Origin of the sequence: Novosphingopyxis iocasae, assembly GCF_014334095.1 — a bacterium.
In the GTDB taxonomy this organism is placed as follows: domain Bacteria; phylum Pseudomonadota; class Alphaproteobacteria; order Sphingomonadales; family Sphingomonadaceae; genus Novosphingopyxis; species Novosphingopyxis iocasae.
Genome location: NZ_CP060495.1, coordinates 2,850,519 through 2,875,653 on the forward strand (window position 1 = coordinate 2,850,519; position 25,135 = coordinate 2,875,653).

At 59.5% G+C, this 25,135-nt stretch carries 23 protein-coding genes; 9 read left to right on the plus strand and 14 right to left on the minus strand.

Annotation, left to right across the window (positions count from 1 at the left end; all coding sequences use genetic code 11):
- Positions 1-294: 294 nt before the first annotated feature.
- Both H7X45_RS13640 and H7X45_RS13645 read right to left on the minus strand, forming a co-directional pair.
- Positions 295-534: a hypothetical protein gene (locus tag H7X45_RS13640; RefSeq protein WP_187335326.1), complete on the minus strand. Its 240-nt coding sequence runs from the start codon at positions 532-534 to the stop codon at positions 295-297.
- The gene (locus H7X45_RS13645) at positions 521-1,711 is read right to left on the minus strand and encodes an MFS transporter (protein WP_187335327.1); all 1,191 of its coding nucleotides are present in this window, start codon (positions 1,709-1,711) and stop codon (positions 521-523) included. Before H7X45_RS13645 ends, H7X45_RS13640 begins: the two co-directional genes overlap by 14 nt.
- Here H7X45_RS13645 and H7X45_RS13650 point away from each other — a divergent pair.
- Positions 1,683-2,723 carry a LysR family transcriptional regulator gene (locus H7X45_RS13650; protein WP_214645503.1) on the plus strand — a complete coding sequence of 347 codons (1,041 nt, stop codon included), beginning with the start codon at positions 1,683-1,685 and terminating at the stop codon, positions 2,721-2,723. The two genes, H7X45_RS13645 and H7X45_RS13650, sit on opposite strands and share 29 nt — an antisense overlap.
- A gap of 195 nt (positions 2,724-2,918) precedes the next feature.
- On the opposite strand, the gene H7X45_RS13655 is transcribed toward H7X45_RS13650, so the two are convergent.
- The 6 genes from H7X45_RS13655 to H7X45_RS13680 form a co-directional block, all read right to left on the minus strand.
- The gene (locus H7X45_RS13655) at positions 2,919-3,083 is read right to left on the minus strand and encodes a DUF3489 domain-containing protein (RefSeq protein WP_187335329.1); all 165 of its coding nucleotides are present in this window, start codon (positions 3,081-3,083) and stop codon (positions 2,919-2,921) included.
- Complete coding sequence (locus H7X45_RS13660; protein ID WP_187335330.1) at positions 3,070-4,191, minus strand: BsuBI/PstI family type II restriction endonuclease; 1,122 nt, start codon at positions 4,189-4,191, stop codon at positions 3,070-3,072. Before H7X45_RS13660 ends, H7X45_RS13655 begins: the two co-directional genes overlap by 14 nt.
- Positions 4,188-5,978 (minus strand): HsdM family class I SAM-dependent methyltransferase, encoded by a 1,791-nt coding sequence (locus tag H7X45_RS13665; protein WP_187335331.1) that lies wholly within the window; start codon positions 5,976-5,978, stop codon positions 4,188-4,190. Before H7X45_RS13665 ends, H7X45_RS13660 begins: the two co-directional genes overlap by 4 nt.
- The gene (locus tag H7X45_RS13670) at positions 5,975-6,508 is read right to left on the minus strand and encodes a recombinase family protein (RefSeq protein ID WP_425498172.1); all 534 of its coding nucleotides are present in this window, start codon (positions 6,506-6,508) and stop codon (positions 5,975-5,977) included. Before H7X45_RS13670 ends, H7X45_RS13665 begins: the two co-directional genes overlap by 4 nt.
- Positions 6,509-6,646: 138 nt before the next feature.
- Entirely contained in the window at positions 6,647-8,503 is a 1,857-nt protein-coding gene (locus H7X45_RS13675; RefSeq protein WP_187335332.1) for an ATP-binding protein, read from the minus strand.
- Positions 8,504-8,759: 256 nt separating this feature from the next.
- Complete coding sequence (locus H7X45_RS13680) at positions 8,760-9,566, minus strand: S1/P1 nuclease (protein WP_187335333.1); 807 nt, start codon at positions 9,564-9,566, stop codon at positions 8,760-8,762.
- A gap of 222 nt (positions 9,567-9,788) precedes the next feature.
- On the opposite strand from H7X45_RS13680, the gene H7X45_RS13685 reads away from it, so the two are divergent.
- Both H7X45_RS13685 and H7X45_RS13690 read left to right on the plus strand, forming a co-directional pair.
- Entirely contained in the window at positions 9,789-10,025 is a 237-nt protein-coding gene (locus tag H7X45_RS13685; RefSeq protein WP_187335334.1) for a hypothetical protein, read from the plus strand.
- Between the two features lie 121 nt (positions 10,026-10,146).
- Positions 10,147-10,506 carry a winged helix DNA-binding protein gene (locus H7X45_RS13690; protein ID WP_187335335.1) on the plus strand — a complete coding sequence of 120 codons (360 nt, stop codon included), beginning with the start codon at positions 10,147-10,149 and terminating at the stop codon, positions 10,504-10,506.
- Between the two features lie 55 nt (positions 10,507-10,561).
- On the opposite strand, the gene H7X45_RS13695 is transcribed toward H7X45_RS13690, so the two are convergent.
- Positions 10,562-10,843: a hypothetical protein gene (locus tag H7X45_RS13695; RefSeq protein ID WP_187335336.1), complete on the minus strand. Its 282-nt coding sequence runs from the start codon at positions 10,841-10,843 to the stop codon at positions 10,562-10,564.
- A gap of 114 nt (positions 10,844-10,957) precedes the next feature.
- Here H7X45_RS13695 and H7X45_RS13700 point away from each other — a divergent pair, with 114 nt between their 5' ends.
- Positions 10,958-11,530: an SOS response-associated peptidase gene (locus tag H7X45_RS13700; RefSeq protein ID WP_246449470.1), complete on the plus strand. Its 573-nt coding sequence runs from the start codon at positions 10,958-10,960 to the stop codon at positions 11,528-11,530.
- Between the two features lie 57 nt (positions 11,531-11,587).
- Here H7X45_RS13700 and H7X45_RS13705 read toward each other — a convergent pair whose 3' ends face one another.
- From H7X45_RS13705 to H7X45_RS13720, 4 genes are all read right to left on the minus strand, one after another.
- Positions 11,588-12,406, minus strand: coding sequence for a hypothetical protein (locus H7X45_RS13705; RefSeq protein WP_187335338.1), 819 nt, complete (start codon positions 12,404-12,406; stop codon positions 11,588-11,590).
- The gene (locus H7X45_RS13710; RefSeq protein ID WP_187335339.1) at positions 12,406-13,065 is read right to left on the minus strand and encodes a hypothetical protein; all 660 of its coding nucleotides are present in this window, start codon (positions 13,063-13,065) and stop codon (positions 12,406-12,408) included. The genes H7X45_RS13705 and H7X45_RS13710 overlap by 1 nt, the downstream gene beginning before the upstream one ends.
- 181 nt (positions 13,066-13,246) lie before the next feature.
- Positions 13,247-14,101, minus strand: a complete 855-nt coding sequence (locus H7X45_RS13715; RefSeq protein WP_187335340.1) for a hypothetical protein — start codon at positions 14,099-14,101, stop codon at positions 13,247-13,249.
- 75 nt (positions 14,102-14,176) lie between these two features.
- A complete protein-coding gene (locus H7X45_RS13720; protein ID WP_187335341.1) occupies positions 14,177-15,067 on the minus strand; it encodes a 3'-5' exonuclease in 891 nt (296 codons plus the stop codon).
- 859 nt (positions 15,068-15,926) lie between these two features.
- On the opposite strand from H7X45_RS13720, the gene H7X45_RS13725 reads away from it, so the two are divergent.
- The 5 genes from H7X45_RS13725 to ligD all read left to right on the plus strand — a co-directional run bounded on the left by H7X45_RS13725 (position 15,927) and on the right by ligD (position 24,036).
- Positions 15,927-16,838 (plus strand): DNA-binding protein, encoded by a 912-nt coding sequence (locus H7X45_RS13725; RefSeq protein ID WP_187335342.1) that lies wholly within the window; start codon positions 15,927-15,929, stop codon positions 16,836-16,838.
- Complete coding sequence (locus H7X45_RS13730; RefSeq protein WP_187335343.1) at positions 16,835-17,635, plus strand: hypothetical protein; 801 nt, start codon at positions 16,835-16,837, stop codon at positions 17,633-17,635. Before H7X45_RS13725 ends, H7X45_RS13730 begins: the two co-directional genes overlap by 4 nt.
- Positions 17,636-17,831: 196 nt before the next feature.
- Complete coding sequence (locus H7X45_RS13735) at positions 17,832-20,186, plus strand: plasmid recombination protein (RefSeq protein ID WP_187335344.1); 2,355 nt, start codon at positions 17,832-17,834, stop codon at positions 20,184-20,186.
- 471 nt (positions 20,187-20,657) lie between these two features.
- A complete protein-coding gene (ku, locus tag H7X45_RS13740) occupies positions 20,658-21,506 on the plus strand; it encodes a non-homologous end joining protein Ku (protein ID WP_187335345.1) in 849 nt (282 codons plus the stop codon).
- Position 21,507: 1 nt separating this feature from the next.
- Positions 21,508-24,036, plus strand: coding sequence for a DNA ligase D (gene ligD, locus H7X45_RS13745; protein ID WP_187335346.1), 2,529 nt, complete (start codon positions 21,508-21,510; stop codon positions 24,034-24,036).
- 208 nt (positions 24,037-24,244) lie between these two features.
- On the opposite strand, the gene H7X45_RS13750 is transcribed toward ligD, so the two are convergent.
- Positions 24,245-25,129 carry an oxidoreductase gene (locus H7X45_RS13750; protein WP_187335347.1) on the minus strand — a complete coding sequence of 295 codons (885 nt, stop codon included), beginning with the start codon at positions 25,127-25,129 and terminating at the stop codon, positions 24,245-24,247.
- Positions 25,130-25,135: the final 6 nt, after the last annotated feature.

A 25,135-nucleotide genomic window follows, 5' to 3' on the forward strand; every position in this document is an offset into this window, starting at 1 on the left:
AGTTAAACCATCGGCGCTGCTGCGCTGGCTAGCATTGCTGTAACCACAGGCCACATTATTCTACATGTCTATCCCGCTCCAACAGATAGCCCGCGTCGCTCCTGAAATTACGATGTTGCAGACGCAGCCAAGATAGGAGGGGGTCGGCTGTCCTCGGTTAGATGTTCGAAGCTTCCTTCCTGCATTGTCAGGGCCAGATCATGCCTCATGAAGATTGCCCGTCAGGCTCCAAACTCGTCAGCTGAGTATCCGCGATCGTTAAGCGCTTCACATGCGCTACCCATGGATCGTTGGTCATTCGCCAGCAGACACCACGTGTGCCACGAACGCGCCTGACACGTCGCGGACCCAAGCAGCATCGAAGCCAAGGCTTTCTGCATGAAGGACCCGCTCGGTCATGCGGCTGACGTCAGGCACGCCGAACGGACGCCCGTCGGATGCAGCCTTCTGCCGTCCACCGGCTGACCAATCGTTGTCGAGAGGTAACTCGACGCCGAATGTCATCCGTGAAGCGAGCCTATCAAGCGCGTCCATGGGCCACCTCCCTTCCGTTCGCCTTGCGCTCGAGCGACCCACTCCAGCGGACGAGAATGATACCGATGACAACGATTGCGGCTCCAACATAAGGCGCGGCTTGCAAGCCCATCTGCTCAACAACGTGGCCACCGACCCACGCACCGAAGGCGATGCCCAGATTAAAGGCGCCGATGTTCATGCCCGACGCGACGTCGGTCGCTTCCGGCGAAACCTCGCGCGCAATCTGGACGACATAGGATTGCAGCGGCGGAACATTGCCGAACGCGAAGCCACCCCAGAAGAGCGTGACGGCAATCGCAGCCCAAGACGAGGTCAGCCCTAACCCAAGAAGAATGAGCGAGAGCGCCAGGCCTCCAAAGACGATTGTCAGCGCGGGAACCGGGCCGATCCGGTCGGCGAGCTTGCCACCAAGGATGTTTCCAACGGCGACCGACACGCCGTAAAGCAGGATCACGAGGCTCACGGAGCCTTCGGACAGCCCTGTGACGTCGGTCAACATCGGCGCGAGATAGGTGAAGGCGATAAAGTTGCCTCCGTATCCCACCGCCGTGATCAGGTAGACCAGAAGCAGGCGAGGAGACGTGAGGACCTGCGCTTGCTGGCGCAGACTCGGTGGTTCATCGCTCTCCAGGTTGGACGGAATAAGCCAGGCACTGGCACCGAGCCCGATCAGGGCGAGCACGACCACTCCGAAAAAGGTCGCATGCCAACCGAAGTTCTGGCCGATCCACGTTCCGAGCGGAACGCCGGTAACCAGTGCCACCGTCAGGCCGAGAAACACCAAGGCAATGGCGCTGGATTCCTTGTCCTTCGGCACGAGCTTGGTCGCGATCGTCGAAGCAATTGCGAAGAACACACCGTGTGCCAGTCCCGTGATAAAGCGGGCCGTGACGAGGGCTAGATAACTCGGCGCGAAAGCCGCAAGCAGATTACCCACGGTAAACAGCACCAGCAAGGAGAGAAGCAGCGTCCTGCGCGGAAGCTTGCCGGTCAATGCCGTCAGAATTGGCGCCCCAATCGTGACACCAAGCGCGTAGAGGCTGACGAGAAGGCCTGCCGAGGGAAGGGATACGCCAAGATCGCTGGCGATTGTGGGTATGAGACCGACGATTACGAATTCGGTCGTGCCGACTGCGAAGGCGCTGATGGTGAGCGCCCACAGAGCGAGCGGCATAGTCTTCTTTCCGACCATGATACACTCCAAGTTCGAGAATTGGTTCGACGACGACGTAAGCCGGAGGTATCGTTCGAAAAACCGCACGAAAGACAATGCACCATTGCCGCAAAAGCACGAATTGCCTGACCTGAAGGAGATCACTGCTTTCATAGCGGTGGCTGAAGATGGCGGTTTCGCCGAGGCTGCCCGAAGGCTGGGCGTTGCGCCTTCTTCGTTAAGCCGTTCCGTCGCGCGGCTCGAAGCGCGGCTGGGCTTCAACGTTTTCCGCCGCACGACACGACAGGTCAGCTTGACCGAAGAGGGTGCTGCCACCTTGGCACGGGCGCGGGATCTCATCGCAACTGCCGAGAAGTTTGCTGACCTCGGTTCGGTGCGAGGAAAACCCGCAGGCGTGATCAACCTCAACGCGCCGGTGCCCTTTATCCTCCACGCTATCGCGCCAAGGATACATGAATTCTGCTCGGCTTATCCGGGCGTGACGGTCAGACTGTCGATGACCGACACGCTGGTCGATCTCATCTCCGCCCATGCCGATGTCGCCATACGTTTTGGCGAGCTGGAGGATTCATCGCTTCTTTATCGGCACCTCGGACGGTCGGCGTGGAGACTGGTGAGTGCTCCCTCGCTGATCGAAACCCGCGGCATGCCCAAGGAGATTTCCGATCTCGAGAATTTCGAGCAAGTGGCTTTCATGAATCCTGCTCGCCTCAATGACCTGTGGTTCGAAGGCCGCTCGAAACCGCTCCGCCTTCAACCTGCCATTCATGCCGACAACGGAGAAGCTGTTCGCGCCTTGGTCCTGGCAGGCAACGGGATTGCGCAATTTTCCGACTACATGATTGATGCCGACATCAGATCGGGGAAGGCAGTCTCGCTTTTGCAGGAAAAGCTGCGAACCCCAGCCATTCCGGTAAATGCGCTTTACTCCGAGCCAGCAGGAAGGCTCGGCCGGATGAAGGTGTTTCTGGACTGGCTAAGTCATGTAACGGTCGAGCTCTTTGCCGGTTAGGGACGCCCGGCGATCTTTCGAACGGAGAATCTTGCGGCAGCTTTGCGCCCAACATTCCGCTATTTCGCGTCTCCGTCGTCAGCCATAAAACCTGCCGTTCGTTCAAGCGGCGAGAAATCGGATGGCCGTGTCACAATTCTGCTCGAAAGCAAAGACGAGGTAAGCGCAGACGGCGGAAGACCACACCCATGAAGGCTAGGCTGCTGCTAAGCGATAACGTCGCTCTTGCTCGACCTGCTCGACGACGATGATCCGGCCACTTGCCCGTAAGGTCGAAAGTGCCGAATGGACCGAGTTCGCTTTCCAGCCGGTCAGATCAACGATTTCCTTGATGCTTGCGCCACCTTCACGTGCGAGCATTCCGACCAGCAGTGCCTGCTTCGTTGCGACGCGCGTCAAAGTCAGTGCCCCCCTCGATCGGTAGCGGTTGTCCACTGAATACGATTAGATTGTCCGGCTCTGATGCAAACCACGCATAGCTGCCCCATGCTAGGCTGCTCACCGTCTTGCGAAACGTCGCGGAGGCGCGATCAAGATAAGCGGTCACAAACGCAACATGATCCGGCGCGAAGCCTGCTCCTTCGGCGATCTGCAAGAGCGCGGTCTTTCGCGCGTCATTCACGGGGCCATCGGTATGGACGACTTCGATGAAAACCATCAACGGATGGGCAGGGCCAAGATCGACCAGCACGATGTCTGGCAAGCTCTTGTCCGCAGGGATCGTCAGGCCAATCGCCTTGGCAAGCTCGTCATCGCGGGCGACGACCTTGTTGCCGCTTTCGCTAAGCGCGATCACACCCGGCTTTTCGAGGAACTTGGTCGCGAAGACCTCGATGACCGCTTTGGAAATGTCGGTACTGGCTCCCGGCGACATGCGGCGGGTTTCCCCGTTGGGGAATGTCACCAGCTCATATTCGCCGCCACGAGTCGCGCCCTTGCGGACGATCGCGATGCGGGCGAGTGCGCCGACGGACAGATGCTTTTCCCGCCAAGCAGTCGCCTTGGCGTGGAAAGCGGCCTCGTCAAGACCGGGCGCAAGAAGTTCGGCAAAACCGGCTTGTAGGGCGTAGCGGCCCGCAGGTGAGGTGGTCGGGAGACCTGGGCGCTCGATCACTGCGCCATTCTGGATCAAGGCGTAGCGGATCGTGTCGTCGCGGATAGATTCCCGCGTGTTCACCGCATACCAGCGGCCCGCCACGTCCGCCTTGCTCGGCTTAATGGACGCAACCGCCCAGCCATCGCGCGCGCCGTCATCGGTTTGCGCGGCCTGATCGTCGGTCATGCGCGTGACCTGATCGGGGCGTATCCAGCGATCCGCATTTTCAATCGCGCCGACATAGAGCATCACGAAGATAGTCTTGGCTGCGATTTCCCAAATGGAATGCTCGCGATTGGCCTGCCCTTCCGGGAAGATCACGGGAAGGCGGCTGTGGATTTCGGTCCATGAAGACAGTGCGGGCAGTGTCATGATTTTACGTCATAGAGACTGCGCAGCGCCTCTTCGACTGCCGCCCGCGTCGCGCCTTTGGCGATCAGGCGCTCGATCGGCGCCATCGCCGCTGCCGGGGGCAAGGGAATGGATTCCAGCTCGAACGCCGACACCGCAACGCTTCCGCTGATGCAGCGGAATACCTGATCGACGACATTGCTGTTTAGAATGGCGGCGACCACTGCAGGCGAAACATTCGGCTTCCCTACGGCGCGCACCATGTTGAGATGGTTTTCGACCACAACTCCGCCATGAATATCGATAAAAGATTGCGGCAGCTCGGCCGCGATCAGGCGGCGCAACTGTTCCTTAGCAGTCGTGCGCTGCACGAGCACACAGCCCCTATCGACAACCAGCCAGTCATCCCCGGCTTCCGTCTTGAAATAGGGCGCGTGGTTCTTCTTGTCGGCGCGGAAAATGAAACGCCCGTCCGCCGTCACTGCTTCCGCCCATATCAGCGGATGCAACCCTCGTGCGGCACGGCCACGCATCTGCGGCTTAAACCTGTTCCACACTAGCGGACCCGTCGAAACGCCATAGCCCCAATCGGAGAAGCGGGCCGACATACCTTCGGTCGCCTTTATGAGAGCGACATGGGCAGGTTCGCGCGGCGCGAGCCAGGGCGCGCCAGCATCGTCAGGCAGACCGACTTTGCCGTTCTTGGTCAAGCGCGCCTCGCGCTCGTTCTCGACGTTAAGATAGTGAACCTGAAAACGCTCGGGTTTTCCGCCTTTTCGATAGAGCGCCAGCAGGGTTTCCTGCAGTACGTCTTCAAAGACGCCGCGTCGTGCATGCACGAAATCGATCGCCACGGGCGGGGCTTCGGCGGCAAGAAGCCGGCGCAGAGCGGTATAATACTGTCCGCCGAGCACGCTGGTCGGCGTTAGATAGGCGATGACGCCGCCAGGGCGCGCCCAGCGCAGGGCGATGTCGGTGAAAACGCCATAAAGGTTGGCATGACCGTAGAGGCCGCGCGCATAGCGTGCACGTTGCGCGGCCGTCAGCGTCACGCGGCCATATGGGGGGTTGCCGACTACGAGATCGAACTGCGCGACAGGCGTTTCCTCCAATGTGTCGCAGACCTTCACGCAAATGGGCGCAGGGCGGCCGCTTGCTGCACTCAAGTCGGAAAGGAGAATTTCAAGAGCGGCTTGCGATAGCGCGGCCGCATGAGGATCAAGTTCCAGCCCCGACAGGCGCGTGCCGAGCTGCGCGAGGATGAAAGCCGCCTCGCTACCTTCGAGCGCGCCACGTATGCGCATCGCCGCTTCCAGAAGGAAGGCCCCACCGCCACTCGCCGGATCGAGCACGCGCGCGGTGGACCAGTCAACGCCGCCCTCGACAGCTAGATCGAGAAGGCGCTGTGCGAGTGCAGGGGGCGTATAGAATGCGCCAAGCGCGCTGCGATCCTTGCCCGGCAATAACGTCGTGTAGAGGCTTGTCAGGAAATAGCAGCCTTCCATAAGGGGAAGGGCTGTAGCTTCGCGGCCGATTGACGCGGCGAGCTGGCGTGCAGTGGCGTCGAGCTTGCCCCGCACCGACACGAAGGGCGGGCTTAGAGTAAGGGCGGGCGCGACCTCGGCGGCAAAAGCCTGGATCGCGGCGCGCGAGAACAGAGCCGCTTGCGCCGTGCGGCGACCTTCGGCGATCGTTTTCGACCAAGCACGGGCTATGACCCGCGCGCGGGAAAGTTCTATACGCTTGGCATCGAGTGCAACGACCGTTTCGGGTGATGCGGTTTTCTTGAGCCTTGCCGACAATTTCATGCCGCCTTGCCTTTCTCGGCGTCGAGCGCGCGATACGATGTTGAGCGGCCGACCTGCGTCGTCTGCGCTATATCAGAGGGTCTTTCGCCGGGTTCTAACGAGGCGCGCGCATGGCGCACCTGCCCGGCCGACATGGCGCGCTTGCGTCCAATACGCACGCCGCGCGATCGCTCAGCAGCCAGGCCAGCCTTGGAGCGTTTAGCGATCAGCGCGCGCTCAAAGTCGACAAGCGCGCCTATGAGGTGAAAGACGAGGTGGCCGCCCGCCCTCATCGTGTCGATATTTGCAAAAAGAGACCGGAATCCGCAACGACGCTTGCTCAGCTCGCGGATTACTTCGATCAGGTGCGGAAGCGATAGGCCGAGGCGATCGAGCTTCCAGACCATCAGGACGTCGCCATCGCCACATTGGGCAAGGGCTTCGTCGAGGCCAGAGCGCTTGGTCACGGTGCCGGATATGTGATCTTTAAATACCTTATCGCATCCCGCGGCGCTCAATGCGAGGCGCTGCTTATCGAGGTTCTGATCCACTGTAGATACCCGTGCATAGCCCCATTTCATGCGGTTATTTTGGGACAGAGTCTTGGGACGCGCAAGCATATGTTTTTGTTATGTTCGCAAAATTGGCCCTCACACTGTCCTTTGTGAGAAAAATTTAAAGCCCACTCATTATGCCGCACGTTCGGTAATCGCCTGAAACCATCCAAGGATTTCGCCACCGGCATCGACCTCGCGGAGCTGTGCGAGTGTCATGCTGGACGCTACGGCATTGTTTAGACGGGTTTTTGCGCGTGACTGTTTTTTGCTTTGCTTTTCATGATCGAGCTGATCCCAAGGGTTTGCCGCGCCACTGGTGAAATGGACGTGCTCCGCGACCAGGGCGGGCACGTCGCACCAATCGGTAAAAGCCGGCTCGGCGGGGTATTGGAATTCGGCAGCGATGCCGGCGGGATGCAGATAATTCTCCATTTCCCTGCGTTGCGTCAGGAACGCGATATCACGCGAACCGCGGCTGTTCACCGCGTCGACGTGCGCACCGTACTTCGGATTGTCCTGCGTATCGCGGTCGTAAATGTGAACCTCGATCATGCCTGCGTTGGCTAGATATTGGCGCTCTACCCAATGCTTAAGATTGCCGCCGCCGGTCGGGATGAAAGCGATCCGATGATCGCTTGTCAGATCAACAAGCGCGGGGTCATGGGCGGAATAGAGCTTCGATACATGGCCAAGGAAGCTGACATCATGCGGGCCTTCGACATAAACGGCCACCTTCGCTCGCTTGTCGGGATAGACGCCAAGGCTCGCCGCGACCTTCTCCAAAACGCCATCCGCGCCTTCCTCGACTTGCGGATAGCCATCGTTGTCGCGCGTGACGAAGCGTACCGAGTCTGTGGGGACCATGCCGGCAATTGCGGGCACATGCGTCGTCATCATGACCTGGGTATCCGGATCATCGGCCAAGGCAATCAGGGCTTTGACAAGCATGATCTGATTATCAGGATGCTGTGAGCTTTCCGGCTCTTCCACCGCATAGATAACGCGCTGCGTGTTGCTGCCTTCGCGCTTCCGCTCGGCTTCGGCCCGGAAGAAATTGAGTAGGATGAGGCGGCGTACACCGCTGCCGCGCTTGTTGATAGGAATTTGATCGTCGCCCGTCAGGCTGAGCTTGAAACCATCCCATTTCGGCTCGGCCTTGAACGATGGCGTCAGTTGGCGCGCGAGATTGGGGTCCATTTCCTGAAGCTTGGCGAGGGTACGCTGCGCCACCTCCATCGCGCTGCGCTGTACGCGTTCCTTAATCGCTTCCAGATCAGCCTCGACCTCGCGCACGGCGGCGGCGACAGCGATCTTCATGGGGTCGGCGATTTCGGGATCATCGTCCTTGCTCGGCCGGTCAGCCTGAAACAACGCGAAGGCAGGCAGGTTCCTTTGAAGCTGATCCCAGACCTTTTTTCCATCTTCGTCCGTCAGCGGCACAAGTGTCTCCGCGCGATCGGCATCGCCGACGGTTGCGCGGATAGCGCCGCGCAACGAGGCGTTTGAACGCTGGTCGACGCCGGCAGCGAGGTCGACATTAAATTCGCGCGCACGCGCTTTCAATGCGTCGTTCTTGAGCTTGAGAAGGTCGGCAAGCGGCTCGGCCGTGGGGTGTTTTGCCCGCGCGAAGACCTCCTCCTTGGGCGTTTTCGTGGTGCACTTGAAGCGTTTCACGATTTCAAGATGACCGTGGGCATTTAGAAGATGTTCGGCTTCTAACGTCGTTATTGAGCGCGCATCAAGGGTGAGTGCTTCAGGGTAAAGATCAAACACGCACCCGATTTCAACGATCTTGCTTTCGTTATGAACGCAGGGGTCGGACTGGTCGATCTTCACGAGCGCGTTGTTGAAGAAGACTTCCAGCGCCTCAAGGATGGTGCTCTTGCCGACATCGTTGCGGCCCATCAAGGCGGTGAAGTCGCCGATGTTGACGGTGACGCGATCCTTATAGGAACGGAAATTTTCGATACTTACTGACAGCAGCCTCATGGTGTCCCCCCGAGCTAAATTGTTTAGCCGCAGTCTAGGGTATGAGCGGACCGCCTGCCAGCACGTTAGGGGCATGCGTTAGCCAAACAGTCGCCGGCAGAACCCAAAATTGCTTGCCGTATGCAGTGGAGGGGCGGCGCACGTGACCGAAGCCGCCAGCGGGAAGGGCAGCTCGTCATAGTTTTCTCTCCGAACCTGCCAGTCTGCTACCGGCTCAAATTCAGCCGTGACGAAGTGGTCTCGCATACAACTCGATTTACTGCCGGGCTTCCGCTGCAAAAGCATCGTCGAGATAAGCGGCAAGCCGAATCCCGCCCTGCATCAAGCGCTGCTCGACGAAGGGCAGCTGCCGATATTGATAATCGTAGCTGAGCGAAGGCGTGCCGCCATCGGCAGGCGCGGCCGGATAGGCCTGCTTCCGCACCTCGATGCTTTCCGCGATCCAGACGAGCGGATCGGCCCTCCACCAGTCGATGACGTTCTGCGGCGTCATCTCCCGTTTTAGGCGCGCAGTATATTCGGTGTAGCTGAGGTTCTGCCCTTCGATCAGCGCGGTATCCCAGACGCTGTGCAGGTTCGTCCGGTCACCGAAGAAGGTGACGCGCACATCGTTTCCGCCCCGGTCGGTCCCATCGCCAACATGCATCGGCTGGTGGAGATCGCCGACCAGGTGCACCACGAATGCCAGCGCAACGCGCTTGTCGGCTTGTGAGGCTGCAGAATTGCGCAGGACCGCGGTAAAACGCTCCAACGCACTATAGGCGTCGCCCTCGGGCGGTGCGCCGACATCGGCATAGGTCTCACCATCGGGAATGGTGACATAGTGCCATGGCGTCGCTTCCTTCTGCCAGAAGGGCGCCGGGTTGGAGCGCTCTTCGTCCGCGAAGGTGGAAAGCGTGGCCAGATCCTCGTCTCCGATAATCTGTTCGATCGCGGCGCGAGATCGGCCGTCGATATTATCCTGCGCGATTTGACCGATGATCCGGTGACCGTTCTGACCCCATGCAATGGCGGCAGACGGCGTAGACATTACGAGGGCTGCGAGAATGAGGGGCAATTTCATTCGCCCTCAATATCGCCGCCCTCAGCTTCTGTCATGCGGCAGAAGCTTACGCAGTTTCTGCAGGTACAACCGCAATGGTGCTTTCAGTCACCTTGGCGGCTTGGACAAAATTGCCCACATCGATTGTCCGCTATCGAGCGACCTACAAATGACGGCGGATGACCGAAACTGGGTTGGAAAGCGGTCGTTGCTAACCTTGCAACGAATGCTACTCTGAAAGCTATGTTCGAAGTTCTCTTGATCGCGATTGGTACGCTGTTCATCATTTTTCCGCAGTGGAAGGAAAAACGCACAAAGAAGCGGCTTGATGAATTACGAGGGGGCGCAAGTGAGGCCTATTTTGAGGAGCATCGCTCGCTTGAAGCTTATTCCCCGGCAGGTAAATGGCAAACTCGACTGCTCGGGAGCGTCTTCCTCGCCTTTGCCGTCATCAGTCTGGTGCTGAATCATTCCAATTGAACGACCGCATCGGGGTCGTTTCCCGAGAAGCCGGTTTCGATATGGAAAGCGGCGATAGCGGACGGGGGGATGGCGAACAGAACTTGTCCACGCGGCCTAGAAGCGAGGGGGAGCAATTCAAATGGGTAAGCCGGTCTTTTTATCGAAGCGGCAAATACGCGATCGTGCCGCCGGCCATCTTGCCGATCGGCGTTTGCGCAACGACGCCTTCCCGGACCTTACGTTTGGCGATCACTCGTGGGATATCCTGCTTATTCTCTTCATCGCCGAACTCGATGAGCGCGCAATGATCATCGCCGATCTCTCACGGGAGAGCTCCGCCCCGGAAACCACCCTTCTTCGGCACATTTCAGCATTGGAAGCTAAGGGCATGGTCGCCAAGCGACGCGATAAGACCGATGCGCGGTTTAGGTACATCCGTCTCACCGACAAAGGCAGCGCGGCAATGGACCGCTGGGCGCATGCGGAGTTCGACGACTAGTGTGGATGTTCGGCGGATGCTCTCCACCGTCATTCTCGACTACCTTCCTTTCGTATCAGCTGAGAATCTTTTGGCCGCCATCGGCAAGTTCCAGCTCGGGGAAGCTGTCGACGAAACGCTGCGCCGTAACCGGATCGCGAAAATAGAACGCCGTGGCATCCGATCCGATCGCGGTGGTGCTGTGGACCGCGCAGTCGTTCTCTCCGACCTCTTCTCGGAGCCAGATAAGTATCTGATCGAACGCCTGTCCAAAGCCTCGCGTCGGCGTCCTGATCTTCACCCGCACCGGAAAAAGGGCGTCGTCTCGCTTCGCTGTTGGTATCGTGCGTCGGGCCACGTTCGCGTCTCCTTGATTCGTAGCGGCATATAGAACGAAGCAGGAACATGATCGAGAATCTTGGCAAGCTGATCGATTGCGATCATGCTGTGCGGCATGTGCAACCTGTACCGAATGACCGCGACGGTCGCCGAGATTGCGAAGCTGTTCGGCTCCTTCGATGGCGATCGTTCGAACCTGCCGAGCTTCGAGGCGATCTATCCCAATCGTGACGCGCCAATCTTGCGCAACGTCGACGGAAAGCTGACGCTCGAAACGATGACATGGGGTGTCCCGCCCCCGGCGAAGGCCAGCCGACCGGTGACGAACGTGCGCAATCTCAAAAGCCCGTTCTGGCGCTCGATGCTGAACACCCCTGAGAGGCGATGCCTGGTCCCGGTAACGTCATTCTGCGAATGGGAAGGCGAGGCAGGTTCCAAGCGGAAGGTGTGGTTCGGTAGGACCGACACGCCGCTGTTCTCGTTCGCGGGGATATGGCGCCCTACCGAAGAAGGACCGCGGATGGCGTTCCTTACGACCGAGGCGAACGACACTGTCGGAGCGGTGCATCCGAAAGCGATGCCCGTGCTGCTGAAGCAGGAGGATCACGAGACCTGGCTGACCGCCGACTATGACGATGCCACTTCGCTGGCTCGGCCGTTTGACGACGCTTTGGTGGAGGTGGTTGAACGGGAGAGCGACAGTTGATCATTGCCTTAGCTTCATTTGGGCGGGTGACGCTCGTTCCATTCACATGATAGCCAGCTACCCGGTCTCGATCGGCCGGTCCGCAAACGCCAGCTGCATCAGATGTTCGCTGAGTGCCCGCCCGCCGTCGGTCGCGGCTATCTCGCTCCATGCGTCCCAGCGGTCGACCCGCTCGTGCAGCCACAGATAGAACCGATCGCGCGCGTGATCGTCTGGGAATGTCATCGACCAGATGGTTCGGCGCAGCGGGATCGCTGGACCGAAGCCCTCGCCAATCAACACGATGGCTGGAAGATCGGCGATGGTCTTGCGTGCAAACCGGCAGGCGAGCTGGTCTGCAAACGCCTCCTGCTCGGCAAGCAGTTCTTTCAGGCGGGTACGGGTGTTGCCGCGGTCGAGACCACGCCGAGCTTTCACCCAGCCTAGACCGATCGGGATCGGAGCATGCTCCGGTGACCGGGTGGAGGCCAGCATAAGCAGCACCGCCTTGCCTTCGGCGGTCAGCGGACCGTGGGGGCGGCCGCGCCTCTCATAGACGATCAGCCGCTGTGTGATCAGCCATTGGCCGTAATGCTGGCCGACGTTCCAGTCGTTGTCGAACAGGTCGTGGACATACTCCTCGATCCCCATGGTCCGGCGGTCGATGACCGCCAGCATGGTAAGCAGGAACTCCAGCGCCTCTTCCTGCTCCGGTGCGCTCAGCAGCGCCATACCGAGCCGGGACAGCCAGAAGTGGTCGCGCACCGAGCGCCAGCGCTCGCCTGCCTCATCCACGATGCGCTCATCGCCCTGGTTGTCGTGCATCAGCCAGTAGCCCCAGGGCAAATTGGGGTTGCGGACATCTTCGTAATCCGGTGCTTCGTCGAACATGCTCATCAGTCGGTCCCCCCGATCGGAGGAATGGTCTGCTGCAGGTGAGCCGGGATCGGGATGTCGATCCCGGTCTCGATGCGATGCAGCTGCGCGGCCAGCTTGATGCATTCGCGGTAGACGTATGCCTGGTCTCGATAGACCTTGCCGTCGTGGATCCGCTGACCCTCGGGGACGCGCTCGTTCGGCACGAAGTCGTAGACATGGTTCGTATCGAACCCGAACCACCATAGGTCGCCGTCATGTGCGAACCGGTCCGGCATGTCGGTATGGGGCCGCTTCGGCGGCTCTACATGGCATACCGAGATCGCTTCGGGCATCGTCTGGTTGCAGGCTTCTGCGTAGTTCAGCCCGCCATGCGATACCACGCGCAGCTCGGATGGAATGGCATCATGATTATAGCCATAAAGCGGATGACCGGGCTCTACGGCAGCATAGCCGCTCAGCGTCCCGTTCGCCTGGCGCAGAATGATGCAGGGTGTTCCGGTGCGCTCATCGATCCAGGCGATCTTGTCGGCCTCGTCGTCCCATGGTCCCTCACCATGCGGATGCCGGGCGGGGATCTTGAACAATTGTGTTGCCGCAATGGCGGTGTTCGCGATGGCGTAGCTGTCAAGGCCGACGCTCGTGGCGAGCGCATGGGTTGGTGTTTTGTTCTTCGGCATTGGGTATATCCTTTAGGCATAAAAATAGCCGCATCCGTCTTCGTGACGGGCGGCCTGTGGGTGCTCGGTCTGGCGAGCCTTTGGGCGTGCGCGTGATGGTTTACCGGACGCGCTCCGGTGCGCTGTGATGGCTACATCTGCGTTTCCTCCTCCTTTTTGTAGTTGATCTTCAGCGCAGCGATCAGTTGAGCGCGGCTTCAGCCAACGATACCTTTTGGCCTCGCACCTTCGTCGCCTGTCCGGAAGCCCAGGGCACAAGATCGCGGTTCACGAACCTGCTGTACGGGATCGTCTCGGATGCAGCCTCTGCAACGGCCGTAACGCTTTTGGCGCGGTCGCAGCTGATCAGTTCGCGAGCAGCAAGGTGCCGCAGCGCGATGATCGTGGTGGTGAGCACGTCAGCTGCCACCTGTTCTCGCACCTTGCCCCATTCGCCTTGCTCGGCCAGCAGGCCGATCTGCTTCGACGGGATCGGCTTCGACGGGATCGAGCTTGCCGCGGCATATTCCGATAGATGCACCGGCGTCGCCTGGACGCAGACATCCCGGCACAGATCGAGCCGCTGCGGGGCGTGCGGAGAGCTGGGCCTGAGCTGCATGGGAAGGATCAGGTCATGGACCGCAGCGCGGTGCCGCAGGACCGCCAGGTCACGTGCTTCCCCGCCCCAGGTGACGAGGATCGATGACGGGCTTCGATGCAGCGCCGCGAACAGGTTTTCGAGCAGGTCCCGTTCGCTCATGGTCTCCAGCAATAGAACGGTCGGCCCGGTGATCTCTGGCACATCGCTCGTCGAAGAAAAATGTGCCGTCATCCAGCAAGCCGCGGCCACCTGGTGGAACGGCCAGCGGATGTCATCGCAGGCCGTGGTGCCTTCGCAAATCTTGTAGCCGGCATGGGCATTGCGGTCCCAGAGGAACTCCAGGTCGAGTACGGTGATCGAACTGGTTTTGGGTTCTGCCTTTTCGCCATTCTGGCCTTCGAACTGGCGGGCTTCCTTCTCCAGCATCTGCTCGAGCATGTTGAGGGTATTTTGCATGTCGTATCTCCTAAAAAGCACAAAGCCCGCCAGAGGCGGGCTTGTGCTGCGTTGTCGGTAATCAGTTAGGTTGGTTCAGCGATGGCGTTCGCTGGCGGTCACGTTGCGTTTTGCGAGCGATGGCAGGCCGTTGCGGTAAGCCCAGGCTTCCTCGAACGGCACGCTGTCTTCAGGCAGTTCTTTTTGCCAGAACTTCCCGGTGGCGTTCCAGCTATAGCCCCGCGCCTTCAGCAGACCCTTCTTGTCGTACGGTGCACCACGCGCTTCGACCAGGACGCTCGGCCTGTCCGACGCCTCGATCAACCGTGACAAATGCGTTCGCACACGATCGCCGTTCGGATCGGTCTGGCGCTGCTGCAGGAGCCAGAACAGTGACCACACATCATCGCCCGCCCGGTGCGCCTTGCTGAACCAACCTGCCTGCATCAGCAGGTGCTGCTGAGCGCGCCCATCGAAGCCCAATGCCAGCCAATCGATCTCGCTGCAGGAACAGGCCCAAGGCTTGCCCGCGATCTGCGGATAACGACGTTCGATAAGGCTCAAGTCGCAGGGTGCGTTGTGAGCCACGATGAGGTCAGCCCGGGCGAGCATTTTCCATGCGAACTCATCGTCGATCATCTGGCCCCGAAGATCCTCATCCTCCAGCCCTGTGATCATGCTGATCCGGTGATCGAGAACGACTTTGGGATCCTGCAGCCAACTGATCGGTCCGAGATGCCCCAGCACCCTACCATTGTCGCCGACGAACAGCAGCATGATTGCAAGCTCGACGATGCTGTCCTTCTCGGGATCGAGACCCGTCGTCTCGGTATCGACGATCGCGACACAGCGGCCGTCCGGAGGCGTGCCGTCCTCCGGCATTTTGGTAAAGCGATCGGGGACCGCGCGCAGCACGCGGTAGCGCTCATTGCGCTCCAGCTGCCTGGCCAGCTGCTCGCTGGCCTCGTTTGAATGATCTTCGTTCATAAAATTGCCTTTCGGTTCGTGTTCGAACCGGCGAGGCAGGAGCCGAGCATCTAAGCTCTTTTCCCTTCACCTTGCCGGTTCACTTCCGGCAATTTCTTCACTCCTAAATCTGCTGATGGAGCGGCCGCTGCGCGGCTCGCTTTTTATTCTTAAGACCAAAATGTTGATCCCTTTGCGAACGACGCTGACGTCCTCCCCCACAGATTTGATTCTTCCTGCAGTAGGACCCGCTGCAAGAGTTTCGGAAAGACCGAATTGGATTAGCTTAGACGAAAATAGGATTGCTCCGTTGCTACGGGTGACGCCTTAAAGCAGCCGGGCGATAGGCCGCAAGAAAGGCTTTCAGAAATATTTTGAAGAATCGATCCTGGTAGCGTATATATGACCAGTGCCAAGTAAAAAACACTCAGCACGCCGCTGCAAGCTGGCGATGAGGCCGAGGACGCGAGAGTGTTTCCATCGGAGTAGAATAACTTCGCCTTTTCTAGTTGCAGTAGGAATGGTGAGCCGAATTTTCTATGTCACTGAGCTTCCGAGCAACGCATTGGTTTTTCTTCCAAAGTTCTGGCTGATGCGCACTCCCCCTCGCTGGGTAAAAGTTTTCCGACTTCTTATTAGGCAGATGCGAAATCCGCCTGTCAGGCACTCCACGCTTTAAGGCATCGGCATGATCGACAGAATCGGTTTGCAGCGAGGTAGGCGTGCAAACTTTAGAATGATCATGCGAGATGGCCGGTAGACTTTGCACATTGCGAAGTGGGTGAGATGAGCGAACTGAGCTAACGCACTTCGCGCACTTCGCGCACTTCGCGCACTTCGCGCACACCGGTTCCTCGCCCGAAGAGCGAGTTCACTACAGATGAGAAAAGATGATCTTACACAAGAGGTTGTAAACAAAACCGCCGAGATGCTGATGGCAAAAAAGAACCTTCGGCCTGGGGAGGTCACAGGCTACGCGGTGGGAAAGGCTCTTGGCAAAGCAGGTGGAAACCATTCGGTACAGAGTAAAGTCCAAACATGGCGGCGTGCAAAGGAAGCTGAGCTAGCTAGGCCCGTTGTTCAGGTTCCCAGCGCAGCAAAAGATGCTCTAAAAAAGGTTGTCGACGACCACGCCGAAGCCTTTCTCGAAGCGGCTGTCAAAGTGCTGAGTGACGGATACACCGCTATGCAGGCGGCAGCTGAGCTCAAAAACGCTGCCATCACGCAGGTAGCTTCCGACGCCGACTTGGTGCGGCAGGATCTCATGAACACGCTGGAACAAACCGAAGCGGATTTGGAGCGGGCTTGCGTAGAAAGAGATGAGTGGGAGGCCAAATTCAAGGCAGCCGAGAAGGAAGCATCTGACCTCCACGCTAGTAACGCCACCCTTCGCGAGCTGTTCGCGGCGCACTGTGAGGCGCCGCATTCTGAGGATAAGGGGACATCGCCAGCGGTGAAGCGGCTGAGTGATGAGACATCTGCCGGTCGCGCCGCGCCAGCGACAGAAGCTGATAGCGAACCGAAGATAACGACGGTCGACGAGACGAATGATAAGGTTTCCAGTGCCCCGGCTCAGCGCGAGCCGAAGGCGCCACACGGCAACCAGAGTGTCGAGCGCCGTCAGAATGCTCTACCGCTCATCGATCCGGCCGTGGTTCCGCCCCAACGGCCTGCCTATCCGAGCAGCGCAACGGCTACAGTGCAACGACCAGCTTCACCGCGCCCGAACGAGAAACCGCAAGATGAAGCGAGCGGGTCTGACGATCCGGATGCGAGGGAGGGCGGAGCGTGAACTCCACTCGCCGAGCACCATCGCGCGAGGAGATCTGGCGCCAAATCGATGAGTACAATCAGAGCGAAGGAAAAGCTCCTTCCACTCGTTACTTACGCGCGCTCAATGACAAATGCGGATCGCTGGCGACCTATTCCTCAGAGCTCGCCCATTGGAAAAAACATCGACGTTCAAGGCCTGATAGCGATAGTCCTGCAACAGACGGATCCCGCGGTAGTGTTATGCGGGCCGAAACCACCGAGACCGGTCCTTCTGCGGTAGAGGGTTCGACAGCGATCTCCCCAAATGGAAAACGTCTCGGCCGCCCGAAGAAAGCTACGCTTGCTGGGGACAGGAGCTTCGAAGAGCTTTTCGCCGAGATGCGCGAGTTGGAGGAGGGGCAGGCAAACACCTCCAACAACCAAGACGCCGATGTTGGGGGCAAAGCCAGCATAAGCGGCGAGGAACTCGATGCCGCTAAGCTCGACTATGTCGCTGCGAACGCGGTCGGCATCATCGACTATGATGATGAGGGCAACGAGGATTTGGCTCCGTTCATCCCGCCGCTTGTCGACGACGAGCGCAAACAGCGCGAGACCAACGAGTGGCAGCAGCGTCAAAACGCTGCCTGGCGAGCAGGGCAAAAGAACGACGCGACAGCGTCGCCGCCTCCAGGCGGCTCGTTCAGCGATGAAGACCTACTTGAAGAGTTGCTGGTTCATCAGGCCGATCGGACCGGCGCCGAAGGCGCTGTGTCATCGATCGGCCTGACCGCGCCATCGGCGCCCGGAACCAGCTCCACAGACAGGAGCGAGTGATGACACAGTCAGCCGAAATCCTGTCGAACGCAATGCCCGTGACGGGCTTGCTGACCCCGCAGTATCGCGCAGGGGGCACCGACTTACGCTGCGAACCGGCAGCGTCTCACGGGGCTTTTCCGAAGGATAAGCCCGGAGTGAGTGTTCTAGATAATTACTATCTCCAGGCTGTACACTTCGTTTGGGAAGCTAGGTCATGACCCCGAAGGTTCCGGAACGCAGCCTCAGCCGTAAGCAATATGCAATCATGCGGATCGGAAAGCTGAAGGACTTTCCCGAACTGTGCGAGGCCATGCGGCATAACACTCGCAACCAACAGGTAAGCTTCACAGATGCAAATCGACCCGGCCCGGTCGAACTACTGCCGGGTGCGAAAGGTACGATCGAAGCACGAGCAAAGGCGGTGCTAGAAGCAAAGAAAATCAAAAGCGTCGAGGGGAAGAATCTTGCCGTCGAGCTTCTTTGCACGGCATCGCCGGGCTGGTGGCAGCAGGCGCAGGAAGATCAAAAGCGGGAGTTCATAATCCAGTCCTATCGGTTCGCGAAAGACAAGCTGGGGGACGGCCTCATCTCGTGCATGGTTCATCTAGACGAAGGGACGCCGCATATCCATGCAATCGGCCTACCAATCTACCAAAAGAAGAAGGGAATCAGGGGGGCGAAGCCCACCACAAAAGAGGGTGTAGCCAAACGCGTCGCAGCTCTGAAGGCTCAGCCGATCGTCTGGATGCTGTCCTATGACAAAGTGATCAGCGGGAGCAGCAGGGCTTTCGCGGATCATCAGACCCAGTTCCACCAATATGTCTATCATCTCGGTTTAGCACGCGGCGAAGACACGGTTGGGCAGTACAAGCACCATAATTCACTGAAATCTTATCGTAGAGAGCTTCACGAACGGCAGCTCGAACTCGATGAACGCGACAAAATGCTAAGCGACCGTCATCGCGCTCAAAACGAGATACAGGCGCTGATCGATCATGATGCACGCGATCAGCAACGTCGCTCGGATGTTTTGATGGCGCGTGAGCAGCAAATGGACATGCGAGAGGAGAAAGTAGAGCGCCAGGAACTACGATCTCGATCCGATAAAGAGGAAATCGATGCGCAGCGCCGTCAGCTTGGGTTCGATCGCGATCGACTGGAGGAGCAAAGCCGAGTCCGGGAAAGCGCCGCAGCCGATCGAGAGCGTCGAAACGAATTAATCGGCGAAGTGCTGAAGCATGTACTTGATGGGACCGCCGAAGCAACCGTCGTAGCAGGACATGACATTGTCGATGTTACGGGCCCCGCCATCGATGACAAACAGCAAAACGAAGCGATGGGCCGGTGGCCAAAGTGGGCCATAAAAGCAGCTGAACTTGTGAAGAAGCTGCTGGAACGCCTGCGCGTTATAGAAGATCGCGAAAAAGCTGCAGAAGAGCGAGAACGGACCCTTGATCAGAGGGATGCCCGTATCACGGACCTGGCGAAGGCGCTGAAAATACGGGAAGACGCCATTGCCACCAGGTTGACCGAGGTTCGATCTCTCGAGCAAGCCCTGCCGGATGCTCGGTCAGAACTTGTAGCGATCAAACAGGAGGTATCGGCCAAGGAGAAGCAACTCGCGGGCATCAATCAAACCCTCCACGAGAAGCAGGCCGTTCAGGCGTCGCTGTCGCAAACGGCCGAAGACATTGTGAAGGCAAAAGCTACCCTCGCGGAGCAACGCGCCAAGATTGTAGATCAGGAAAGGCAGATCGCCAATCACGGTGCGTCAATGTACCGGCAAGCTGAGGCGCAGGCTGCAGCGGAGGCTGCGGCACGAGCCGCCATTTGCAGGAGAGATGCAGCCATAGCCGAGCGCGACGAGGCCATCAGAAAGGCTGCGAATGATCGGCAAGGCGACATCGATGCCGAGGTCGCGCGGCGAACGGCACTGGCAGAAGAGCAAACACGGGCTCGGTTGGCGGCTCAGGATCGAGCCCATCAAGATAATCAAATGCGCTCTCGACGCGAAGCCGCTGATCTGGAAGCATCGATCGTCGAAAAGAAGGCTGAGCGGGCCAGTCTGGACGCAGGGCTGCTACACTTGCGCACGCAGAAGCAGCAATTGGAAGCCGAGATAATTCAGCATGGTCGTGTGGCATCGCAGATTGCTGCGGAGAGGGTCGATGTGGATGCTGCCAAGAAAGTCTTGGAAGGCGACCGAACGAAACTAGACGCCGATAGGACGAAGCATGCCGAAGCTTTGCGCCTCATGGCCGAAATGACCGAGCCCGGAACAACTGTCACTGTCACTGCAAGAGCGATACTTTTGAATTACGCAAAAGAAGAAAAATCTGTGGCGATCTTCAAGGAAGACTATCCTGCATGGTTATCGAAAGCGGCTGAGCAGGTCGTCGCTATGCAAAAGGTCACAAAGGAGGCGGGCGAGGCTGTCGCCAAGTTCGCAGCTGTTCACGAGAAGGTTGAGCCCTTTCTGCCGAAAGATGATCCAGTAGCGATCGAGGCGAAAAAAGCCGCGTTGGCAGCGAGGCGCCATATCGAATCGCAAAAGGGACAGGGCTGGTAAGAAGCACTGCCGGTGATCATCGGGCGGCATATCACATCGTGATATTGACCTTCTCACATGGCAGGCTACAAGACGTTTCCCGATTGGAAAACGTCGAGGTTTTCTGCGGCTTTCAGCTTTTGTGCGATGTGGAGCGGAATCCCGCTACCCGCTCCACGATTCCTGAAATTCCGTAGAAATCCGCCATTGAAAGGCAGGATTGCGGATGACTTACCCGATAGCTGGACACGTGGCCTCCGCCCAATAGCTGTCGTCAGAAAAATCCATCGGTTTGTAACTTGAGTTAGGTCGACACCCTACCTGCCGATTGAAGCTAGCCAAGGATCGTTACGGCGAAAAATGCCGGTGACCGCGATAGCTGTGCGCCATGGAGTTACCGCTCCCAACTTCAGACGGGAATTTCGGAAGAACACACCGTTCGCAACCAAACTCACTGCAAAGCGCTGGTCTGACGGCAACAGGGAGTCCGTCATGGCAGCACGCGCATATTGGACCGGACAGATCAGGCTGGCGCTCGTCTCGATACCGGTTGAAATCTACACCGCCACCAAATCTGGCGCGAAGATCGCATTCAACCAGATTCACGAGCCGAGCGGCAAGCGCGTCCGGTACGAAAAGACAGTGGAGGGCCTAGGCCCGGTCGACCGCGACGAAATCATCAAGGGCTATCAGCTTTCCAAGGGCAATTACGTCCTGCTGGAAGACGAGGAGATCGAGGCGGTCAAGATCGAGAGCAAGAAGACGCTGGAGTTGGTCCAGTTCGTCGATGCTTGCGAGATCGATCCGCTCTATTTCGAGAAGCCCTATTATGTCGTGCCCGCCGACGATCTGGCCGAGGAAGCCTTTATCGTGCTGCGCGAGGCACTCCGCCAGGCGCAGAAGGTGGCGCTCGGCCAGCTCTCGGTGCGCGGGCAGGAGAAACTGGTCGCGATCAAGCCGTGCGGCAAGGGCATGCTGCTGGAGATCCTGCGCTATGCCGACGAGGTGAAGAAGGGGCAGAGCTTCTTCGACGACATCCCGGATGACAAACCGGAGGCCGAGCTGCTCGACCTGGCCACCACGCTGATCGAAAAGAAAAGCGCGCCGTTCGATGCCGGCGAGTTCCGCGATCGCTACGCCGATGCGCTGCAGAAGCTCATCGACAAGAAGGCGAAGTCGAAGAGCAACCAAGCGATCATCGAGGAGGATGACGAGCCTTCGTCCGGCGGTAAGGGCAATGTCGTAGACCTGATGGCCGCGCTCAAGAAGTCTGTCGGCAGCGAGGGCAAGGCATCGGCACCGAAGAAGAAGAAGGCTGCGGCCAAGCAAAAGACCGCCTGAGATGGCGCGCAAGTCCGATCCGCTCGCGACCTACAACGCCAAGCGCGATTTCGCACGCACCGCCGAGCCTTCGGGTCAGCGTGCGAGCAGCGCAAACGGCAACATCTTCATGGTGCAGAAGCACGATGCCACGCGGCTCCACTGGGACCTTCGACTGGAAGCAGACGGCGTGCTGAAAAGCTGGGCCGTAACCAAGGGACCCTCGCCCGATCCAGACATCAAGCGGCTCGCGGTGCGCACCGAGGATCACCCGCTATCCTATGCCAACTTCGAGGGTACGATCCCGCAAAAGGAATATGGCGGGGGCACGGTGATGCTGTGGGACCGCGGAACGTGGGAGCCGGTGGAGGGAAAGAGCTGGAAGGATATCGATAAGGGGCATCTCCATTTCACACTGTACGGCGAGCGAATGAAGGGCGAGTGGGTCCTGATCCGGCTGAAACCGAAGGCGAAAGAAAAGCGCGAGAATTGGCTGCTGCGCAAGCTGCAGGACGACCATGCCGAGGCGGGCGACGGGCTGGTCGCGCACGCGCTCACGAGCATCGCCACCGGACGCTCGATGGCCGAGATCGCCGCCGACACGGACGGCGAGTTCGCGCTGGAAGGCAAGACGGGCAAGGCTTTTGCCGAGCAGATGGCTGAGGCGAAGACGCACCGCGATGCGGCAGCCAAGAAACCGGCGAAACGCAAACGCAAGACCGCCGGCAAACCGCCCAAATTCCGCAAGCCTCAGCTCGCCACGCTGGTCGATGCGGTTCCCGCGGGCAATGGCTGGATGCACGAGATCAAGTTCGATGGCTATCGCGCGCTGATTGCTGCCGCCGGCGACACCGTGCACATCTACACCCGCAGCGGCAAGGACTGGACCGACAAGTTCGGACCGCTGGTCGAGGCGGTGGCCGCGCTCGACCTGCCGCCCTGCCTGATCGACGGGGAGATCACTGCGCCCGGCAGGGATGGCAATCCCGATTTCTCCAGCCTGCAGGCGGTGCTGAAGCGCGGCCACGGATCGCAGAGGCCGGGAGACGCGCTCACCTATCACGCGTTCGACCTGCTCGAGCTGGATGGCGAGGACTTGGCCGGCCTTACCAATATAGAGCGAAAGGAGCGGCTCGAAGTGCTGCTTGCCGATGCGAACGAGCCGATCCTCGTGGCCGATCATGTTATCGGCGCGGGCGAAAAGCTCTACCGCGCTATGTGCGATGCGGGGCAGGAGGGGATCATCTCCAAGACGATCGACGGTCGCTATCGGGCCACGCGCAGCAAGGCTTGGGTCAAGGTGAAGTGCACTCGGCGGCAGGAATTCGTGATTGCCGGCTGGAGCGAGAGCAGCGCGCGCGGGCGGCCCTTCGCTTCGCTCGCTCTCGCCCAACATGAAGGCGGCGATCTTGTCTATAAGGGCAAGGTGGGTACCGGCTTCGATGCCGACACGCTGGACGATCTCGCCGCGAAAATGCGCCCGCTCGCGCGTAAGACCGCGCCGGTGGAGGCCGACCGGGCGCAGGCACGCGGCGTCCACTGGATCACGCCGAAACTCGTCGCCGAGATCGCCTTCGCCGAATTCACCGCTGACGGCAACGTCCGCCACGCCAGTTTCCTAGGCCTGCGCGGCGACAAGACGGCGGACGAGGTGAAGCCGGAGAAACCCGCAAAAGTGCCCGCCGAGGCCATGAGCGTCGCTATTTCCAGCCGGGACCGCGTCGTCTTTCCCGACAGCGGCCAGACCAAGGGGCAGCTCGCCGATTATTACGAGACTGTTGCGCCCTTGATGCTGCCCTTCGCCGCGGACCGCCCGGTCAGTCTGGTGCGCTGTCCGCAGGGGCGCGCAAAGAAATGCTTCTTCCAGAAACATGACAGCGGCTCGTTCGGCGATGCCGTCCACCATGTGCCGATCCGCGACAAGGACGGCGCCGCCGAAGACTATCTTTATGTCGAGGACGAGCGCGGCATCCTGCAATGCGTGCAGATGGGATCGATCGAGTTTCACGGCTGGGGCGCGCGAGCCAAGGACGTGGAGGCACCCGACCGGATGATCTTCGATCTCGATCCTGACGAAGGGCTGGACTTCGGCGACGTAAAGGCGGCTGCGGCCGACATTCGCAAGACGCTGGCCGATTTGGGTCTCGTCAGCTTCGCGATGCTGTCCGGCGGCAAGGGCGTGCATGTGGTGGTGCCGCTGACGCTGGGCCATGAGTGGGACCAGCATAAGGATTTCGCACGCCGCTTCGCCGAAGCGCTGGCGATGCGCGAACCCGACCGGTTCACCGCGACGATGAGCAAGGCCAAGCGCAAGGGCAAAATCTTCATCGATTGGCTGCGCAACCAGCGCGGTGCCACTGCTGTCCTGCCCTATTCCGCCCGCGCCCGCAGGGGTGCCCCCGTCGCCGTGCCAATAGCCTGGGGCGAACTTGGAGATATGAAGGACGCTCATCCCTTTTCGATCAACGATGCCGGCCAGCTCGTCGAACGCGCCGGAGGCAAGGCGCTGAGGGGCTGGGGAGTGGCCGAGCAGAACCTGCCGGACCTCTGACCGGATTGCTCAGGCCTTAATCAGATAAATCTCAGGATCGTCGTCCGTCTGCTTAGCGCCCTAATTTCGGTCGTTCGAGCCCGCTCGTGTTCTTCCCGCAAGCTGCCGTTGATCGGGCGCCAGCTTAGCGGCAGCTTTGCTCTAATCCCGGTCAGTCGGAAAACGGTCTCGACGACCTTAAAGCCAGCTATTGAAACTTAGCGCGAGACTAACCGGCTATCGCGTCCAGCGCTGCCAAGGCTCCATCGGGGAGATGAAGATTGGCCGCCGCGACGTTTTGCCGCAGGTGCTCCACCGAACTTGTACCCGGAATCAGCAAAATATTGGGAGACCGCTGGAGCAACCACGCGAGTGCAACTTGCATTGGAGTAGCTTGGAGGCCTTTCGCAGCGCTTTTCAGTGTGTCCGATTGCAGGGAATTAAAGCCCCCAAGCGGGAAGAACGGCACATAGGCAATCCCCTCCCTAGCAAGATAATCGATCAGGTCATCGTCGCGCCGATTGGCGAGATTGTACATGTTCTGTACGCAGACGATCTTGGTCATCGAACGCGCGGCTTCCACCTGTTCGGGCAAGGCGTTGCTGATACCGAGCGCGCCGATCCGGTCCCGCTCTTTCAGCGCGATGAGGGGTTCGAGCAGAGGGCGCACATCGCCGGGCGTAGGCCCAGCATCGCCTTCCCCAAACATCAGCCGCAGGTTGGCGATCTCGATCCGCTCAATGCCGAGATTATCGCAATTGCTCTGGACCGCATCGATCAATTCTTTGGGTTGCATCGCCGGCAGCCAGGCGCCCTCATCGTCACGCCGCGCGCCCAGCTTGGTCACCAGAGTGAGATCGGTGGAATAAGGGGCAAGTGCATCGCGGATGACGCGATTGGTATGGTGCGGGCCATAAAAGTCGCTTGTGTCGATATGGTCGATGCCGAGGGCTACTGCTTCGCGAAGCACGGCCATCGCGCCGTCACGGTCTTCGGGCGGTCCGAATACGTGCGGTCCGGCCAGTTGCATCGCGCCGTATCCCATGCGGTGAACGGTGCGATGACCGAGCGCGAAGGTGCCGGAATTGGCGACGGCGTTGTGTGTGTCGAGCATGGCGAG

Coding starts and splice junctions, on each gene's coding strand:
- H7X45_RS13640 (WP_187335326.1), bottom strand. CDS start 534: ATGGACGCGCTTGATAGGCTCGCTTCACGGATGACATTCGGCGTCGAG.
- H7X45_RS13650 (WP_214645503.1), top strand. CDS start 1,683: ATGGTGAGCGCCCACAGAGCGAGCGGCATAGTCTTCTTTCCGACCATG.
- H7X45_RS13645 (WP_187335327.1), bottom strand. CDS start 1,711: ATGCCGCTCGCTCTGTGGGCGCTCACCATCAGCGCCTTCGCAGTCGGC.
- H7X45_RS13655 (WP_187335329.1), bottom strand. CDS start 3,083: ATGCTCGCACGTGAAGGTGGCGCAAGCATCAAGGAAATCGTTGATCTG.
- H7X45_RS13660 (WP_187335330.1), bottom strand. CDS start 4,191: ATGACACTGCCCGCACTGTCTTCATGGACCGAAATCCACAGCCGCCTT.
- H7X45_RS13665 (WP_187335331.1), bottom strand. CDS start 5,978: ATGAAATTGTCGGCAAGGCTCAAGAAAACCGCATCACCCGAAACGGTC.
- H7X45_RS13675 (WP_187335332.1), bottom strand. CDS start 8,503: ATGAGGCTGCTGTCAGTAAGTATCGAAAATTTCCGTTCCTATAAGGAT.
- H7X45_RS13680 (WP_187335333.1), bottom strand. CDS start 9,566: ATGAAATTGCCCCTCATTCTCGCAGCCCTCGTAATGTCTACGCCGTCT.
- H7X45_RS13685 (WP_187335334.1), top strand. CDS start 9,789: ATGTTCGAAGTTCTCTTGATCGCGATTGGTACGCTGTTCATCATTTTT.
- H7X45_RS13690 (WP_187335335.1), top strand. CDS start 10,147: ATGGGTAAGCCGGTCTTTTTATCGAAGCGGCAAATACGCGATCGTGCC.
- H7X45_RS13700 (WP_246449470.1), top strand. CDS start 10,958: ATGACCGCGACGGTCGCCGAGATTGCGAAGCTGTTCGGCTCCTTCGAT.
- H7X45_RS13705 (WP_187335338.1), bottom strand. CDS start 12,406: ATGAGCATGTTCGACGAAGCACCGGATTACGAAGATGTCCGCAACCCC.
- H7X45_RS13710 (WP_187335339.1), bottom strand. CDS start 13,065: ATGCCGAAGAACAAAACACCAACCCATGCGCTCGCCACGAGCGTCGGC.
- H7X45_RS13715 (WP_187335340.1), bottom strand. CDS start 14,101: ATGCAAAATACCCTCAACATGCTCGAGCAGATGCTGGAGAAGGAAGCC.
- H7X45_RS13720 (WP_187335341.1), bottom strand. CDS start 15,067: ATGAACGAAGATCATTCAAACGAGGCCAGCGAGCAGCTGGCCAGGCAG.
- H7X45_RS13725 (WP_187335342.1), top strand. CDS start 15,927: ATGAGAAAAGATGATCTTACACAAGAGGTTGTAAACAAAACCGCCGAG.
- H7X45_RS13735 (WP_187335344.1), top strand. CDS start 17,832: ATGACCCCGAAGGTTCCGGAACGCAGCCTCAGCCGTAAGCAATATGCA.
- ku (WP_187335345.1), top strand. CDS start 20,658: ATGGCAGCACGCGCATATTGGACCGGACAGATCAGGCTGGCGCTCGTC.
- ligD (WP_187335346.1), top strand. CDS start 21,508: ATGGCGCGCAAGTCCGATCCGCTCGCGACCTACAACGCCAAGCGCGAT.
- H7X45_RS13750 (WP_187335347.1), bottom strand. CDS start 25,129: ATGCTCGACACACACAACGCCGTCGCCAATTCCGGCACCTTCGCGCTC.